Here is a 16,254-nt window from a genome sequence, read left to right as displayed (position 1 = left end):
TAGAGGGAATTTGTGCAGACTTAAAACCATACGCTTTACATCCATGTGGTTTAGAAGCTTCCCATGTTACATAATAATATTCACATTTTCTACAGTTGATTCTTTTCATATATCTTTCTCTCTTTAAGTAGAGAATTCTAGCATATTAGATAAAATAAAGAAATAAATTTCTTCCAGATTAAAAGGAAACAGATGAATAATAAAATTTTTTTGATGCTGCAACTGCAAAATCAGCTCAACGATGCAACCAATGGTGAAGAGTGGACAAAAGGCATAACAAAAAACGGCAAGTCTATTAACTGGAAACGCTGTATATATATGGAGTGCGCAGAGATGGTGGACAGTTTTGGCTGGAAGCATTGGAAAAGTATAGATGTCGAGCCTGACTGGCAAAATCACCAGATTGAAGTTATAGATGTCTGGCATTTTATTATGAGTCTGGCAATAGAAGAGTACAGTAAAAATTTAAAAGGCGGCATCGAAGATATAGCGATAGACATATCAGCTTTGAAAGCACTCAGTGGTATAGCATCTGATGCTGCAGCATTTGCATCGCAGGAGGATGTGATGCAAAAAATTGAAAATCTTATACGCATTGCTGTCTCAAAAGAGAGCATTGATTTAGAAGAGCTGGTATCAGAATTTTTTGATTTGGTCAGTATGAGTGGTCTGAATCTAGAGACGCTTTATCGTCTTTATGTAGGAAAAAACATACTTAACCAGTTTCGTCAGGATCACGGATACAAAGAGGGCAGTTATATAAAAATCTGGAAGGGTGAAGAAGATAACGTTGTAATGAAAAGAATATGGGAAAAGCACGCTGATGTGACGCCTGATGAGCTGTATAAAAAACTTGAACAGGCCTATCCTGCAGAAAGTGAGAGCTGATTTTTGCAAAATACTGTTTTAGAGATAAAAAATCTAAGCTTTGGCTATACAAAGAAAAAACCCCTTTTTGAAAACTTTTCACTGCATTTAAAACAGGGAGAGTTAAAGGCTATAGTCGGAGAGAGCGGAGCCGGTAAAAGTACACTTTTTGAACTTATACTCGGAAATCTCAAAGCACAAAACGGTACGATTAAAGTCTCAAGGGTATCTGAGATTTTTCAAGACCCTTACAGTTCCTTTCATCCGAGCTATACATTATTGCACCAAATAAAAGATGTGGCGTCCTTGGATAATCTCAACAGTTTGATGGAAAATATGAGTTTTGAGTATGATCTGCTTTTAAAACTGCCGCATGAACTCTCAGGCGGACAGCTTCAGCGTGCATCTATCATAAGAGCTATGCTTATGCAGCCGCAACTCCTGTTACTGGATGAACCGACATCGGCACTTGATAATGTGATTCAGCTTGAAGTGATGAAAATGCTTATAAAAAATCTCGACTCAATGGGAATGCTTTTGATTACCCATGACATGGACTTGGCATCCTGGTGTGCAGATGAGGTTATCAGGATTTGAAAAAATGGTTGATAAGGTAGTATCCGCTTCCCGCCATAAATACTGTTCCAAAAACATTCAGTGCCATATTTAAAAGCCCAAGCGCGATACTTCCTCCCTCTAAAAGCAAAAAACTTTCAATGGCAAAAGTGGAATAGGTGGTCAATGCGCCTAAAATTCCTGTTGAGAGAAAAGATTTCATATGGGGTGTTAAAAAAGTTGAATACATAAAGTATGCCAAAAGAGCACCCATAATAAAACTTCCTATAAGGTTGACTCCAAGTGTACCAAAGGGGAGTTCATGAGGTACTCTGTGGGAAATCAGCCCATTAATGTAGGAGCGCAATACTGCTCCGATAAATCCGCCGCTACCTATTGCGAGTATTGTCTGCCAACTCATCATCATACACCTTTTGCATTTTTTGTCTTAGTCTGTTTAACCAGTCCGGATCATTTTTATCAGCGACAAAAGAGTCTAAAAAAACTACTTTTATATTTCTGGGAACATAATAAAAACGCTTAAGATCATAGCATTTTGCAGTCTCTACGAGAACTATTGGCTGCACTTTGAGTTTGTATTGATCTGCTATGACTTTGGCTCCTGATTTAAAAGGGAGCATTTTGGTACCTTTTGAACGTGTGCCTTCGGGAAACATTGTAATGACTCTTTTCTTCTTCAGCCTGTCTTTGGCAGCACGAAGCAGTTTGATTAAAGATGTTTTGCTTTCTCTTTCTACTTCTATATCTTCCGGCATACTCATTGCCAAACCAAAAAACGGTACATCAAAAAGAGACTTTTTTGCAACCCATGTTATATCTTTATTTGTAACAGTCTCCAAAATACCGATATCCAAATCACTTTGGTGGTTTACTAAAAACATCTGTGCATCGGGATCTTCTTTTCCTTTGACTGTTGTAGAGAAAAATGTAGTGAGTCTGATAAACCATGCTACTGCTTTTCTTGCATAGGGACGAGGTAAAATCGGATATAAAATTATGGAAAAAGTCAGCCCTGTAAAGATAATGAACGTGGCATAAGCCCAACTAATATGAGCAAGTATCTTCATTTTTCACCCAGCCTATTTTATTGTTTTTCAGTTTTACTTTTATAAAGTTTCGCACCTGTCCTTCTTTCGTTAAATGGTATTGTGTTTGTGTCGTTTCAAATACAGTAGAATTCTCTACCGGCAGCAGATAAAGAGGTGTTCCCTCTTTGATACATACTTTTTTCTGGGGTATTGCCAGATAAATTATATAAATTAATGGTATGACAATAAAAATCAGATAGAAATATTTACGACGCACAAGAACTAAAATAAAACCTAGGAATGCCACAGCAGTTGCTGTATACATCTTGATTGTATCATGTGACTGGTCTCGCGGCCGCAAGTCACTTTGTGTGGTAACACTGTCATCATTGACTATAATCGGGATTGTGACTAAAGCATAATCATTTTTAAGCAAATTAAAATAGGAAAAAGAAAAATTTTCTATTTTTTTGTCAATAATGACAAAATATATAATCTTCCCTTCCTTATAGTTACCGGAGATTGATTCAAGTCCCTGCTTGTATACATGTTTAAAACGGATTTCATTCAGATCAGCGTTTTGTGCTGAGGCAACAAATATAACAATGTTGTGTGTATCGTCATAGACCGTTGTTTTATACTCTTGAATAGTAAAACTATTGGCTATGACATTGGAGAAGTTTTCCCCGGGATTGAGTGTAATCACATTAAGGTTTGGACCTTTGAGTGTTGTAGAATTGTAATCATGGGGTGCCATTAAAAAAGCTTCAATATCGGGAAGTTTTGCCTGCTTTTGTGTTGCCTGCATATGGAAAGTATCAAAATAATATTTTCCTTTTTGCACTCTCTGGGGTGCTTCATCAAGGATTTTGACACCTTGATGATTTGAAAACTCATACAAAACATCATCAAAGTTTTTTACTGTTGAGAGTGTTTTGTATGTTAGGGGAAATATTTCACCTTTAATAACTCTTGTCGGAATTTCATCATAGCTGAGATAAATCACTTTATTTGCAAAAAGTGATGTGATGAAAATGAGAGCAATTAAAAGTGTTTTGATCACGACGCTAAAAATCCTTCTAGCATTTTTATTCCGTCATCGCTTCCCAAGAGAGATTCCATGGCGCGTTCTGGGTGCGGCATAAGGCCAAAAATATTTTTTTCTTTATTGCAAACACCTGCAATGCCGGCAACACTTCCGTTAGGATTTTGTATTTCGCCGTTTGCGTCAGTGTATCTCAAAAGTATTTGTCCGTTGGCTTCAAGCTCTGCCAAGCCCTCATTATTTATGTAATAGTTTCCGTCATGGTGTGCTATTGGTATATTGACAACATCGCCGGTATGCAGTTTTTTTAAAAAAACATTGTCACAGTTTTCTACACGAAGATGGTGATGTTTTGAAATAAAGTGCAGCCCTTCGTTACGCTTCAGTGCGCCGGGAAGAAGTCTCGCTTCTGTCAAAACCTGAAAACCGTTACAAATACCTAAAATTTTGCCGCCATTGTCTGCATACTCTTTTACCGCAGACATAACAGGACTGAATTTCGCAATAGCGCCGCTTCTGAGGTAATCACCATAGGAAAATCCTCCTGCTACTACAAGCAAATCGGTGTCTTCGGGTATTGTTGTAGATTTGTGCCATACTATCTGTGTCTGTGCACCAAGTTTTTCAAAAGCATACTGTGTGTCATATTCACAGTTCGTTCCCGGAAATTGTAAAATAGAAACTTTCATTATACAAGCTCTATAGTATAGTCTTCAATTACGGTGTTTGCCAAAAGGTCTTCACACATTTTTGTCACATCAGACATTGCTTTTTCTTTGTCTGTTTCATTCAGTTTGAGTATGATCTGTTTGCCTACACGAACATCTTCAACATTACCAAATTGCAGAGAGTTAAGGGCATGATGTACAGCTTTTCCCTGCGAGTCCAATACGCCTGCTTTTAAAAATACATTTACTATTGCTTTCATTTGTTGTTTTCCTAAAAATTATTTATTTTAACACTGAGTTTTACCCTTAAAGGGCACTATAGCCTTCGGCAGGAGGCCCATAGCACTGGTGCTATTTACCGAGAATACGGTTTAATACCTGCTCGTAAGCTACTGTAACGCCACCTAGTCCTTGGCGGAATCTGTCTTTATCCATTTTTTCACCACTTTGTATGTCCCAAAAACGGCAGTTGTCCGGTGAAATTTCATCAATGAGAATGATATTTCCCTCTTTGTCTTTTCCAAATTCAAGTTTAAAATCGACTAGATTCAAACCTTTTTGAGCAAAATAAGGCTTTAAAATATCATTTACCTGTCGAGCCATACGGCGAAGTTTGTCAAGCTCATCCTGAAAATCAACCAGTCCAAGAATCAGTGCATGCTGGTCATTGAGTTTAGGGTCACCAAGTTCATCATTTTTGTAGTCAAACTCTACAAGAGTAAAAGGAAGAACCGTACCGTCTTCAATACCAAGATTGCGGGTAAGACTTCCTGTTGCAATATTGCGAACAATGACCTCTATGAGGATAACATCAACTTTTTTATGAAGCATGTGATTGTCATCAAGCATTTTCACAAAATGGGTAGGAATGCCATTTTTTTCCAAGAGTTTGAACAATTCTGTAGAAATTTTATTGTTCAGTGCTCCTTTTCCGACTTCGCTAGATTTCTTTTCGCCATTAAATGCTGTTAAGTCATCTTTAAATTCAGAAATGACTAAATTCTCATCTTCTGTCGCGTATAGTTTTTTTGCTTTACCTTCGTAAAGTAATTCTTTTTTTTCCACGTTTTTTATCCTTTCATTATAACAAGAGCTTTTATGATGTCAACGGCCTCTTTGAGTTGAATGTCTTTGTTGAGCATTTCTGGCGTAATTATATCTTTTTTATCTTTTTTATCTTCTTTAGTCTCTTCTTTTTTCCCGTCAACTTTTTCAAGTTCTTCCTGCAGGTGCTTTTTCAGGTCTGCTTCTTTTATGGCAAACTCATTTTTATGTGTTTTAAGCTCACCTGGAATAACGACTACGTCAGGCTTCACGCCCACGGCCTGAATAGTTCTTCCGCTTGGGAGATAGTATCTGGCAATAGTGAGTTTTATCGCTTCAGTTTTTGTAATAGGCAGAACAACCTGTACACTTCCTTTTCCAAAAGTATTTTCTCCTACGAGCACAGCGCGTTTGTGGTCTTGCAGGGCACCACTGACAATCTCACTGGCACTGGCACTTCCACCATTGATTAAAACAACCAAAGGAACCTTTGTAACAGTGTTTGAAGCATGAGCGCTGTAGGTTTTGTTTTCAATTTTTCGTCTTCCTTTTTGGGAAACTATCACTCCGCTGTCGACAAAAGAGTCAACCAGACCTACTGCCTGGTCGAGTAATCCGCCGGGATTGTTTCTTAAATCTAAAATAATACCCTTCGTGGAAGCTTTGCGTTTATTTATCTCTTTTGCAACATCTTCTACAACTTTTTTGTCAAAACTGGCAACGCGTATGTATAAAATATCATTATTAATTACTTTTGCGTGTACAGATTCTATTTTGATTATATCACGGACAATATGGATAGAAAGAGGCTTGAGTTCTCCCTCTCTGACTATGAGTAAATCAATAGGTTCTCCGACTTTTCCCCGCATAAGGGATACCGCTTCATCTATGGTCATGCCAATAGTAGATTTGTCATCAATTTTTAAAATTATATCCCCTGCCTTGAGCCCTGCTTTATCTGCCGGTGTTCCGTCAATAGGAGAGATAACTGTGAGTGCACCGTCTTTCATACCAACAGTAATTCCCAGACCGCCAAATTCACCTTCTGTCTGTACTTTTAATCGTTTGTAATCTTTTTCTGTCAGATAATTTGAATGGGCATCAAGATTTTTCATCATACCGTCAAGGGCTTTGTCTATAAGCTCTTCTATCGTTACATCATCAACATCATATTGTTGTACTATGCTGATGACTTTTGTGAATTTCTCCAAAGCCTGAAGTCTAGAAGCCTGGGCATCTTTTATGGAACTTTCTGCAAATAAAGAAGAAGAAAACATAAGCGCTATTGATGTCGCAACCGATGCAAACCCTAGAGTGATAAACTTTTTGTTTTTCATAATAAACCTACTGTTGATTTTTTAAAGAAGATATTATACCAACAGTTGATAAATGGAAAACTTTTATGCTAAATATGATAAAATCATTTTAAATTTGTATGGGATATCAAATGAAAAACATTGTACTGATAGGTTTCATGGGTGTAGGCAAAGGAAGTATAGCGCGTGAAGCGCTCAAATATTCTTCGTATATGACGATAGACACTGACGACATTATAGAAAGTATGGAGAACCGAAAAATTAAAAAGATATTTGAAGAAAACGGTGAAGAGTATTTTAGAAAACTGGAAAAACGGGTTGCAAAATGGCTGGAAACAAGTGTGCATGATACACTCATTTCTACCGGCGGCGGTTTCTATAAACAGACTAATTTACAAAAAATAGGTACAATTGTTCTATTGGATTCTCCTTTTGATGCTATCATTAAACGATTAAAAGAACACCCCAATGCAAAAAGAAAGTTGAAAAAAAGACCGTTGCTTGCTGATTTGAAAAAAGCAAAAAAACTTTATGATGAACGACGACCTCAGTATCTGAAGTTGGCGGATATCATCATAGATGTTACTGAAAAATCAGCACAGGAATGTGCAAAAGAACTCTTAAAAAAGGTAAAAAAACATGGGTAAATTATTATTGGTACTGGCATTTGTACTCACAACATCTTTGATGGCTGATGAGATACACTGGGCAAAAAATTATCAAGAAGGGATGGCTCAGGCACAAAAAGAGCATAAGCCTGTGCTTTTTATTATTTCAAGTCACTCTTGTAAATATTGTCTGCTTCTTGATAAAACAACACTTAAAGATGAAAAAGTTGTGCAGAAGATAAATAAAAATTTTATTGCTGTACGTTCATGGACGGACAAAAGAGATTATATTCCGGCTGTACTGGCACAAAATACTCCGGGCCTTCCGGGAATATGGTTTTTGTTACCAAACGGTGATCCAATGTTTCAGCCACTTTTGGGATATGCAAAAAAAGATGTGTTTTTACAGGCATTAGAGATAGTGCAAAAAGAATTTAATACAAACCAAAAGAGAGTGAAGAAGTAATGATATTTGTAAAGTCGAGTGATAATGATTTTGATGGAAAGTTTGAAGAACTTTTAGCGCGCGGAAAGATGGATATTGCCCATGTAAGTGGCATAGTAAGTGATATTATCGAAGATATCAAAACAGATAAAAATCTGGCTTTGCGATCACATATCAGCAAGTTTGACAATTGGACGCCAAAAAATGATGAAGATTTGAAAATTTCGACAGAATCTATGCAAAAAGCTTATGAAAATATTGATAAAGCATTAAAAGATGCATTGCATCTGGCATATGATCGCATCAAAGCATATCATGAAAAACAAAAACCAAAATCATGGTTTGATACGGAAGAAAATGGAACAATTTTGGGGCAGAAAGTAACTCCGGTTGATAGTGCAGGGCTCTATATTCCAGGAGGCAAAGCAGCATATCCATCATCACTTTTGATGAATGTGATTCCTGCTCAGGTGGCAGGCGTTGAAAATATTATCGTGTGTACACCGACACCTGAGAATGAACCAAATGAGCTGTTGTTAGCGGCTTGTCACCTTTGTGGTGTGAGTGAAGTGTATAAAGTCGGAGGAGCAAGTGCGATTGCAGCTATGGCTTATGGTACAGAGACAATTCCAAAAGTTGATGTTATCACAGGGCCTGGAAATATTTTTGTTGCCACTGCTAAAAAAATGGTTTTTGGTGAAGTAAACATAGATATGATAGCAGGACCGAGTGAAATAGGTATTTTGGCTGATGAGAGTGCTAATGCAAATCACTTGGCGATAGACTTGCTCTCTCAAGCAGAACATGATGAAATGGCGAGTTCTATATTAATCACACCATCACAAAAACTGGCTGATAGTGTAAAAGATGAAATTGAAGCATGGCTTATAAAACTGCCTCGTCAAGAAATTGCAAGAAAATCCATAGAAGAGCGTGGCGCAATCATTGTGACAAAAGATATGAATGAGGCGATTTATTTGATGAACAAAATAGCCCCTGAACACCTTGAAGTTGCAACAATGAGTCCGTTTGAACTCTTGCCATACATTAAACATGCCGGAGCAATATTTTTAGGTCACAATACACCAGAAGCCATCGGTGATTATGTTGCAGGACCAAACCATACATTGCCAACTGGTGGCACCGCTAAGTTCTATTCACCACTTGGGGTAGAAAACTTTATGAAAAAAAGTTCTATCATTTCATTTAGTCAAAATGCTATAAATGAAATAGGCAAAGAATGTGCATTGATTGCAAATACAGAAGGCTTGACAGCACACGAAGAATCTGTACGTGTGCGCCTAAATAAATAAAATGTATTAGTTATAAAGTTTATTTTATAACTAATATAAATCTTTGAAATATAACTTTCCCAGATATACCCACGAGAAAAAAATTATCAAAAATATATCACTCTTTTATAACTTCTTTAAGGTTTGTGCGTTAATATATCTACAGTAAAAAAAGCCTGAAATGCCGTGCATAAGGGTTTCTTTTAATGTTGATAAGTCGTAGTTATAAATCTTAATATAAGCCACTAAAGGCCAAAGGAGAATATATGCAATTAGGTTTCCTAGTTGATTTACACCTGTGTATGGGTTGTAAAGGTTGTGAGATCGCATGTAAAGTGGAAAATGAAGTTCCACTGAGTACATGGAGACTTCGTGTTAAATATGTAGATGTGGGAACTTTCCCGGAAACAAAAAGAACATTCACCCCTCTTAGATGTAATCATTGTGAAAATGCACCGTGTGAGAGAATTTGTCCGGTAAGTGCATTACATTATATAGACAATGGTATAGTAAATATTGATAAAGAAAGATGTATCGGATGTGCAGGTTGTGTTATGGCCTGTCCGTACGGTGCAATATACATTGATCCTGAAACACAGACTGCTGACAAGTGTACATACTGTGCACACCGTATAGCATCATCTATGATGCCGGCCTGTGTAGTTGCATGTCCTGTTGAAGCAAATATTTTTGGTGACTTGGAAGATCCTTCTTCAAATATTTCAAAATATATTCAAGAACACAGAGATGTACAGGTTCGTAAACCTGAGAAGGGAACAAATCCTCATCACTATTATGTCGGAGCAGGGCAAGCGAGTCTTAATCCTCTTGCATCAAGAAGAGAAGAAGGGTATAACCTGTTTAACAATATTACAACACTTCCACTAGGGGGGCATCACTAATGGTACATGAAACTTTAGCAGCAACAAATGCTGTAGTAACTCTAGATGTTGCAATTCCTGATATATTCTGGGGTTGGTATGTAACAATGAATATGTGGGCAAAAAGTATCGGTACCGGTCTGGTATTTATGCTTTTCTTGTTATTGAAGAAAAATCCGAGTGAAATGAACGGGCTGAGAACGCCTGTTATGATTGCTTCTTTTATCTTTATGAATATTTTCCTGGTTTTCACATGGTTGGATCTGCACCAAATGTGGAGAATGTGGCATATATTCTTTTATCCTCACTGGACATCAGCAATTACAGTCGGTGCTTGGATGGCAACTCTGTTTGTAGGTTTAGAATTTGTTATGATTGCAGTAATGATAAGAAAAGAAAAATGTATATTGACAAAGCAGCCTACGGCTTTCTTTGACAAGACACTGTTCTGGGTAACACTGCTAGCTATTCCTGTAACACTGTATACTGCCGGTATTATGGCTGAAGCAACAGCACGAGAATTATGGCAGATGCCGACAGAATCAGCACAAATGATTTTGGCAGCAACACTTTCGGGTTCTGCGGCAATTATCCTTCTCGGTGGTTCTAAATTAAGCGATGAAACGAAAAATTTCTTTGGAGCGATTTTAGGATTAAGTGCTTTAATGGCCTTTATCATTTATATGTCAGAGTACATTTTCGGTGCTATGAAAGCTGAAGAAGTTGCGGCAATCTTAGGCTATGTTAAAGGTGACGGTGAGTATGCTACAATGTTCTGGATTGGACAGTGGGTTGCATATATTTTACCAATGATACTGGTTGCACTTTCACGAGTAAGTAACAGTAGCAGTCTTTTAAACCTCGCAGCTATTTTGGCTATCGTAGGTCTGTGGGTAGTTAAACATGTTTGGCTAGTTATTCCACAATTATTACCAATGAGTTAAGGAGAAAGTATAAATGTATTTACAAAGTAGAAGAACATTTTTAAAAGGTGCTGCATTCAGCGTAGCTGGTGTAGCTATTGCTAAAGGGGTATTTGCAACGGATGCAATTGCCGAATCTGTTAGCCAAAGTAAGTTTACAAACACTCCTGATACAATTTCTTTTTATCCTGACCAATCAGAGTGGGACAATTTTGCGGAGCTTGACGGAGATGACTGGAAACGTGGTGGTATCGAACGCCATGGAGTCCGATCTGCCGACAATCCTGACGGTATCCAGGTAAACAATTATACAATTGTTCCTACAGTTTGTTCAAACTGTGAAGCAGGTTGTGGTCTGACTGCATGGGTCAACAAAGACACTATGACAGTAAGAAAATATATGGGTAACCCGTTACACACAGGTTCTCGCGGTAGAAACTGTGCCAAAGGGTATGCTGTAACATCTCAAATGTATGATCCGGACCGTATTCCGTTCCCGATTAAGAGAGCTCCAGGTTCCAAACGTGGTGAAGGAAAATGGGTTCGTGTAACATGGGATGAAGCTATGGCTGCCATTGGTAAGAAGATGCATGACACACTTGCAAAAGGTGATGAGATTTCCAAAAAATCTATCATGTATCATGTCGGTCGTCCAAACGAAAATGGTTTTGGTCCGCGTGTACCACAGTCGCTAGGAATTGACGGATACAATTCACATACAAACATTTGTTCTGCAGGAGCCCGTCAGGGAACTATCCAATGGGCAAATGATGACAGAAATTCACCAGACTGGGCAAATGCAGATCTGATATTTTTACAGTCATCACATGCAGCAGATGCAGGTCACTACTTTCAACAATCAGCAGGTTTGATTGCAGAAGCGCGTAAACGCGGTGCAAAAATGGTTGTTATTGATCCTCGTATGAGTAACTCTGCAGGTATGGCAGATTTATGGATTCCATGTTGGCCGGGAACAGAAGCAGCACTTTATTTATATCTGACAAATCGTATTTTAAATGAAAAGAAAAAAGACGGTTCGGATATTGTGAATCATGAATTTGTAAAAGAGTGGGTTAACTGGGACAGACTGATGGCCAACAAAGATTATCTTCAAAAGATGATTGGTTACGGTTATATTTCGAAAATGCCAAAAGACGACAGTTACGAGTCTTTTATTGAAGTGGCAAAAGAGTTGTATGCTCCGTATACAAAAGAGTTTGTTGTTAAAGAGTGTAAACTTGAAGGTATGGAATATAAGTTAGATGAACTGTGGGAAATGTTTGTACCTGCAGGAGCTAAAGTTGCTACATACCTTTGGCGTGCAGGACCGATTGGTCACCGTGGTGGCTGGATGAATACACGTGCAGGTTTCCTTCCTCTTGTTTTTGTCGGAGCTATGCGTGGAGATATCGGTGGAGTAGGTATGCACCACTGGCATGAAATTTCAGTTGCAGGAAAAGGTGACAAAGCCACAGTTGCAGGGAAGCACCCTGAAAAAACTGATGCATGGAATGAAATTGCATGGCCGCCGGAGTATCCTATTTCAACATACGAAATGGGTTATATGATGCCACAAATCATGATGGATGACGCATGGCATGAAAAATGGACAAAACGCGGACTGAAGATTCCTAAATCTATGGCTGTTTATGTTCCAAGAATGCACAATCCTTTATGGATTAATCCGGATGGATTCAGATGGATAGAAGCACTCAAGCGTGAAGATAAGTTTGAATTGTCATTTAACCTGTCTCCTACCTGGTCTGAAACAAACTGGTACTGTGATTATGTACTGCCTGTTGGACTAGCGGGTGAAAGAAATGATCAACAGTCAACACCTTCAAAACCGGAACAGCGTATAGAATTCCGTCAGGCTGTTCTTCGTGTTGCTGCTGAAAAATCAGGGTGGAAAGCAAAAAGACCTGAACGTGCTACACTTGAAGCACACATGAAATTCGGTCTGGGTGAAGTATGGGAAGAGAGTGAATTCTGGCCAAATCTAATCGTAGATTATGTAGATCCAGATGGTTCATTGGGAATCAGAAAATACTGGGCAAGTAAAAAAGATCCGTCTCGTGCGGTTACAGTACCTGAGTATTTTGATGCTGCTATGAGCCTTTTACCAAAACTAAAAGCTCAGGCAACAAAATTATACAAAGGTGAAGAGTTCCCTGTTTACAGCTATATGAGAGATCATGGCGCTTGGACAGAGAAAACTGATGTATATAAGCCACAAGAAGAAGAGGTTGAATTTGACGGAACACATTACCATGCACACGGTCACAAATACTCAAAAGATGAAGTGACTAAAGATAAGTTCGGTACATTATGGGTACAGGATGGCAATTTCAAGAAATCTATCGGTGGTGAAATAGACGGAGAACTTCGTGAAGGTTTTCATACATTGAGTAAAAAGCTTGAGTTCTTCTCTGAATGGTTGGCTGATGAGTGGAAATGGCCTGAATATGCGATTCCAATCTATCCGAGAAATGATGCAGAGAGTGATAAAATGGTTCACCTTGTAACACAAGTACACCACAAACACATGAAAGCGGATAACGAGTTTGCATTAAATACGATTTATCGTCTGCCATACAATATTCACACGCGTTCTGTGAACTCTAAACACTTGATGGAGATTTCGCAAAACCATAATCCTGTCTGGATTTATACAAAAGATGCCGAAAAACTCGGTATTAAACGTGGTGATGCGATTAAGGTTCAAATTCAGGATACGCTTACGGGTATCAAAAGCGGTTATTTTATTGCAATGGCTGTACCAACTGAAGCAACACGTCCTGGTGTTCTTGCATGTTCACACCATGCCGGTCGTTGGAAACTTAAAGACTCTGTAACTATTCCAGGTTTTGAGCATCAGTTAGGCATTATGAGCTTAGGTTCTCCTAAGTATGAAATGACTGATGACGGAAAAGTCGGAACAATGAAACCGACTGAGGGTATCAAACCACATGAGGCATGGCAGTTTAAAGAGTACAATAAAGATCTTGATAATATCTGGTGGGATGGTCTCAGTGGTGCATGGCAGAATGCTGTTGCGCCTTGTCATCCGGATCCTATTGCAGGAAACCATGGCTGGCACCAAAAAGTTATCATTACCAAAGCAGGTGCTGATGACAAGATAGGTGATATTAAAGTTAACTACGAAAACAACTTTAAAGTCTATCAGGCATGGAGAGATCAATTGACTCGTCCGTTGACTGCAGCAGACAAACTACGCCGTCCATATCATATGAAACGTCCGGTAAAACCAAGCCAGAAGGCTTACGAGTTTAATATTAAAGACGTTTAACAACAAAGTTAAAGCCCACTTCAAGTGTGGCTTTACTATACTTCTATAATAAGAAAATTTCCAAAAGGCACATTTTTAATGAATAATGATTTAAAACAAGAGCAGACTGCAAGAATAAATTTGTATGCACTTATCTCAAGAATTATGATGAGTGAAATTGATGAAGGGCTATTAAAATCAATAGAAGTAGACGAAAATATGCTCTCTTTCTTTCCAACATTCAAAGAATGGAAAAAAAGAAAAGAGCTTGATTCAAAAGATTTGATAGAAAGATATTTGAATGTTGATTTTACTAACCTTTTCCTACTGCATCTTATTCCGTATGAATCGTTTTACACGAGAGATGACCAGATGCTTGAAACAGGTGGAGACAACCCTGTACAGGCTATTTTTAATGCTTTTGAATTTAATGTACAGCTTGACAAGGCACGTGTTATGGCGGCAGATCATATAGCGATTGAGCTGGAATTTATGTATGAACTCTGCAGAGCAGAGCTAAAGGCACTTGAAGAGGGTAATTCCAAAGTGGCACAGGAGATAGCACAAATTCAGTACGGTTTTATGCGAGACCATATTTTAGAGTGGGCACCAATGTATCTGCTCAATGTGAAAAGTGAGGCAGGCACGGCTTTTTATTTTGATGCGGCTGATTTGGCTTTGGAGTTCCTTATGAGTGACTTTGAATACCTCACAGAATTAAAAAACAGCGGATACAATCACCAAGCATGAGTCTTTTAACTTTAGATGTCAGCAAATGTGTGCATACTTCAAACAAGTTTGCAATATGTGACAAATGTGTAACTGCATGCCCTGTCCAAACAATTCATCTGGAAAACTCTACAATCTCCTTCACACCGAGTGAATGTGTAGGCTGTGGAGGCTGTGATGCGGTTTGCCCTACTGCGGCATATACACTGGATGATTTTAACCCAATGAATTATATTTTCCAGTTTTTGGAAGATGAAAAGAGTGTGCTTACATGTAAAGATGAAAATTTTCCCTGTATAGCCTCATTGAGTATTGAAGAGTTGTTGAGTCTTGCATTGATATCTGCAGAAAAAATCACTCTGGATGTGGGACCCTGTGGCGAGTGTGAAATAGCAAAAACAAATCTTGCTGTTATAAACAACAGAGCAGAGGAAGTGAATTTCCTGCTTGAAGCGATGCAACAGGAAAAAAGCCTGAGTGTTGCAGCATTGAATTTTGAAAGAAAAAAAGAAAGTGATACTTTAAGCCGGCGTAAACTGCTCTCAAAAGAGGGTGTCAAAACTGCAATATCTATCAAACAGCAACTGGAAAATGAAGTTGATGCGAGTGATACGAACGTAAAGAGACATACAGTTACAGCAAAAGATATCATGAAAATAAAAGAGAAGACTATACCGGACAGGCGAAGTCTGCTGCTTATGGCTATGAAACGTGCCAAAGTGCCCGAAATGTATCATACGATTTCTGTAGAGGACATCTCATTTGTTTCACAAAAGGATCTGGATGAGATTACATGTACCAATTGTCAGATGTGTTACAGAATTTGTCCAACCGGTGCTCTAAGCTCAGATCACAGAGGCAGTAAAATTGATTTTAATCCGCTTGCCTGTGTACAGTGTCACAGCTGTCATGATGTTTGTGAACCAAATGCTTTAACGCTGAGAAAAACATTTTCGCTCAGCACTTTTTTTGAACCGAAAATTGAGACTTTGGTGCGTTTTGACATTAAAAGATGTGATGAATGCGGGAACTTTTTTGCCTATCAGGGTGGAGAGAAAATCTGTAACAGATGCAGGATTGAAGAAGAAGAAGCAAAAGAACTATGGGGGATACAATGAGTGAAAGAATGGCAGAAGTTGAGACAATGAATGCTGATGACGGGATTAAAAAAGAGACAAAACTCTTTGGGCTTATTGCTGAACATGCCAGTCCAAACAGACTGTTTGTTTTACTCAACAAAGAGATAAAAGCAAATAATGCCGATGCCATGATGATACCGATGAATATACGTGAAGATGATTTTTATTATACACTTTCAAATATGAAAAAATCCCATGTTAACGGAGCATATATATCAAAGGAATACCAGGAGAGTGCAGTAGAACTGTTGGACGAAGCAGATGAATTTGTACAGGTGTATAACAAGTGTGATTTTGTTCTAAGAGACGGTGAGCGACTGATCGGAACGTATCTTGAGAAAAACAATACATTGCTTGGAGAAGCTTTAGCAAAAGAAATATTTGAAAAATATATAAGATAGGAA

18 protein-coding genes are annotated in these 16,254 nt (G+C 38.3%); 11 read left to right on the top strand and 7 right to left on the bottom strand.

What is annotated here, in order from left to right:
* Positions 1-192 precede the first annotated feature (192 nt).
* Both LCX93_RS09380 and LCX93_RS09375 read left to right on the top strand, forming a co-directional pair.
* Entirely contained in the window at positions 193-888 is a 696-nt protein-coding gene (locus LCX93_RS09380; protein ID WP_226066060.1) for a dUTP diphosphatase, read from the top strand.
* A gap of 3 nt (positions 889-891) precedes the next feature.
* On the top strand, positions 892-1,464 hold the full coding sequence (locus LCX93_RS09375; protein ID WP_226066059.1) for an ATP-binding cassette domain-containing protein: 573 nt from the start codon (positions 892-894) through the stop codon (positions 1,462-1,464).
* On the opposite strand, the gene crcB is transcribed toward LCX93_RS09375, so the two are convergent.
* From crcB to LCX93_RS09340, 7 genes are all read right to left on the bottom strand, one after another.
* Positions 1,454-1,843, bottom strand: a complete 390-nt coding sequence (gene crcB, locus LCX93_RS09370) for a fluoride efflux transporter CrcB (RefSeq protein ID WP_151899813.1) — start codon at positions 1,841-1,843, stop codon at positions 1,454-1,456. The two genes, LCX93_RS09375 and crcB, sit on opposite strands and share 11 nt — an antisense overlap.
* Positions 1,812-2,510, bottom strand: coding sequence for a lysophospholipid acyltransferase family protein (locus tag LCX93_RS09365; RefSeq protein ID WP_226066058.1), 699 nt, complete (start codon positions 2,508-2,510; stop codon positions 1,812-1,814). Before LCX93_RS09365 ends, crcB begins: the two co-directional genes overlap by 32 nt.
* On the bottom strand, positions 2,488-3,534 hold the full coding sequence (locus LCX93_RS09360; protein ID WP_226066057.1) for a hypothetical protein: 1,047 nt from the start codon (positions 3,532-3,534) through the stop codon (positions 2,488-2,490). Before LCX93_RS09360 ends, LCX93_RS09365 begins: the two co-directional genes overlap by 23 nt.
* Entirely contained in the window at positions 3,531-4,205 is a 675-nt protein-coding gene (purQ, locus tag LCX93_RS09355; protein ID WP_226066056.1) for a phosphoribosylformylglycinamidine synthase I, read from the bottom strand. The genes LCX93_RS09360 and purQ overlap by 4 nt, the downstream gene beginning before the upstream one ends.
* A complete protein-coding gene (purS, locus tag LCX93_RS09350; RefSeq protein ID WP_226066055.1) occupies positions 4,205-4,444 on the bottom strand; it encodes a phosphoribosylformylglycinamidine synthase subunit PurS in 240 nt (79 codons plus the stop codon). The genes purQ and purS overlap by 1 nt, the downstream gene beginning before the upstream one ends.
* Before the next feature lie 91 nt (positions 4,445-4,535).
* Complete coding sequence (gene purC, locus LCX93_RS09345) at positions 4,536-5,249, bottom strand: phosphoribosylaminoimidazolesuccinocarboxamide synthase (protein WP_226066054.1); 714 nt, start codon at positions 5,247-5,249, stop codon at positions 4,536-4,538.
* Between the two features lie 5 nt (positions 5,250-5,254).
* Positions 5,255-6,565 (bottom strand): S41 family peptidase, encoded by a 1,311-nt coding sequence (locus LCX93_RS09340; protein ID WP_226066053.1) that lies wholly within the window; start codon positions 6,563-6,565, stop codon positions 5,255-5,257.
* Between the two features lie 110 nt (positions 6,566-6,675).
* Between LCX93_RS09340 and LCX93_RS09335 the strand changes: the two genes are divergently transcribed.
* From LCX93_RS09335 to LCX93_RS09295, 9 genes are all read left to right on the top strand, one after another.
* A complete protein-coding gene (locus LCX93_RS09335; RefSeq protein ID WP_193150289.1) occupies positions 6,676-7,191 on the top strand; it encodes a shikimate kinase in 516 nt (171 codons plus the stop codon).
* Positions 7,184-7,618 carry a thioredoxin family protein gene (locus LCX93_RS09330; RefSeq protein ID WP_226066051.1) on the top strand — a complete coding sequence of 145 codons (435 nt, stop codon included), beginning with the start codon at positions 7,184-7,186 and terminating at the stop codon, positions 7,616-7,618. The genes LCX93_RS09335 and LCX93_RS09330 overlap by 8 nt, the downstream gene beginning before the upstream one ends.
* Complete coding sequence (gene hisD / locus LCX93_RS09325) at positions 7,618-8,910, top strand: histidinol dehydrogenase (protein ID WP_226066049.1); 1,293 nt, start codon at positions 7,618-7,620, stop codon at positions 8,908-8,910. The genes LCX93_RS09330 and hisD overlap by 1 nt, the downstream gene beginning before the upstream one ends.
* Before the next feature lie 245 nt (positions 8,911-9,155).
* The gene (locus LCX93_RS09320) at positions 9,156-9,791 is read left to right on the top strand and encodes a 4Fe-4S dicluster domain-containing protein (protein ID WP_226066047.1); all 636 of its coding nucleotides are present in this window, start codon (positions 9,156-9,158) and stop codon (positions 9,789-9,791) included.
* Positions 9,791-10,714, top strand: coding sequence for an NrfD/PsrC family molybdoenzyme membrane anchor subunit (gene nrfD / locus LCX93_RS09315; RefSeq protein ID WP_226066040.1), 924 nt, complete (start codon positions 9,791-9,793; stop codon positions 10,712-10,714). The genes LCX93_RS09320 and nrfD overlap by 1 nt, the downstream gene beginning before the upstream one ends.
* A gap of 13 nt (positions 10,715-10,727) precedes the next feature.
* Positions 10,728-14,003 carry a molybdopterin-dependent oxidoreductase gene (locus LCX93_RS09310; protein WP_226066038.1) on the top strand — a complete coding sequence of 1,092 codons (3,276 nt, stop codon included), beginning with the start codon at positions 10,728-10,730 and terminating at the stop codon, positions 14,001-14,003.
* Between the two features lie 78 nt (positions 14,004-14,081).
* Complete coding sequence (locus LCX93_RS09305) at positions 14,082-14,732, top strand: TorD/DmsD family molecular chaperone (RefSeq protein ID WP_226066036.1); 651 nt, start codon at positions 14,082-14,084, stop codon at positions 14,730-14,732.
* Complete coding sequence (locus LCX93_RS09300) at positions 14,729-15,829, top strand: 4Fe-4S dicluster domain-containing protein (RefSeq protein ID WP_226066034.1); 1,101 nt, start codon at positions 14,729-14,731, stop codon at positions 15,827-15,829. Before LCX93_RS09305 ends, LCX93_RS09300 begins: the two co-directional genes overlap by 4 nt.
* A complete protein-coding gene (locus LCX93_RS09295) occupies positions 15,826-16,251 on the top strand; it encodes a hypothetical protein (protein WP_226066033.1) in 426 nt (141 codons plus the stop codon). Before LCX93_RS09300 ends, LCX93_RS09295 begins: the two co-directional genes overlap by 4 nt.
* The last annotated feature ends 3 nt before the right edge of the window (positions 16,252-16,254 follow it).

Origin of the sequence: Sulfurimonas sp. SWIR-19 (genome assembly GCF_020410885.1) — a bacterium.
GTDB lineage: Bacteria > Campylobacterota > Campylobacteria > Campylobacterales > Sulfurimonadaceae > Sulfurimonas > Sulfurimonas sediminis.
This window is presented reverse-complemented; position numbering and strand designations above follow the sequence as displayed.

Bases quoted from the DNA above. Each gene is read 5' to 3' on its own strand.
- LCX93_RS09380 (WP_226066060.1), top strand. From the start codon at position 193: ATGAATAATAAAATTTTTTTGATGCTGCAACTGCAAAATCAGCTCAAC.
- crcB (WP_151899813.1), bottom strand. From the start codon at position 1,843: ATGAGTTGGCAGACAATACTCGCAATAGGTAGCGGCGGATTTATCGGA.
- LCX93_RS09365 (WP_226066058.1), bottom strand. From the start codon at position 2,510: ATGAAGATACTTGCTCATATTAGTTGGGCTTATGCCACGTTCATTATC.
- purQ (WP_226066056.1), bottom strand. From the start codon at position 4,205: ATGAAAGTTTCTATTTTACAATTTCCGGGAACGAACTGTGAATATGAC.
- purS (WP_226066055.1), bottom strand. From the start codon at position 4,444: ATGAAAGCAATAGTAAATGTATTTTTAAAAGCAGGCGTATTGGACTCG.
- LCX93_RS09340 (WP_226066053.1), bottom strand. From the start codon at position 6,565: ATGAAAAACAAAAAGTTTATCACTCTAGGGTTTGCATCGGTTGCGACA.
- LCX93_RS09335 (WP_193150289.1), top strand. From the start codon at position 6,676: ATGAAAAACATTGTACTGATAGGTTTCATGGGTGTAGGCAAAGGAAGT.
- LCX93_RS09330 (WP_226066051.1), top strand. From the start codon at position 7,184: ATGGGTAAATTATTATTGGTACTGGCATTTGTACTCACAACATCTTTG.
- hisD (WP_226066049.1), top strand. From the start codon at position 7,618: ATGATATTTGTAAAGTCGAGTGATAATGATTTTGATGGAAAGTTTGAA.
- LCX93_RS09320 (WP_226066047.1), top strand. From the start codon at position 9,156: ATGCAATTAGGTTTCCTAGTTGATTTACACCTGTGTATGGGTTGTAAA.
- nrfD (WP_226066040.1), top strand. From the start codon at position 9,791: ATGGTACATGAAACTTTAGCAGCAACAAATGCTGTAGTAACTCTAGAT.
- LCX93_RS09310 (WP_226066038.1), top strand. From the start codon at position 10,728: ATGTATTTACAAAGTAGAAGAACATTTTTAAAAGGTGCTGCATTCAGC.
- LCX93_RS09305 (WP_226066036.1), top strand. From the start codon at position 14,082: ATGAATAATGATTTAAAACAAGAGCAGACTGCAAGAATAAATTTGTAT.
- LCX93_RS09300 (WP_226066034.1), top strand. From the start codon at position 14,729: ATGAGTCTTTTAACTTTAGATGTCAGCAAATGTGTGCATACTTCAAAC.
- LCX93_RS09295 (WP_226066033.1), top strand. From the start codon at position 15,826: ATGAGTGAAAGAATGGCAGAAGTTGAGACAATGAATGCTGATGACGGG.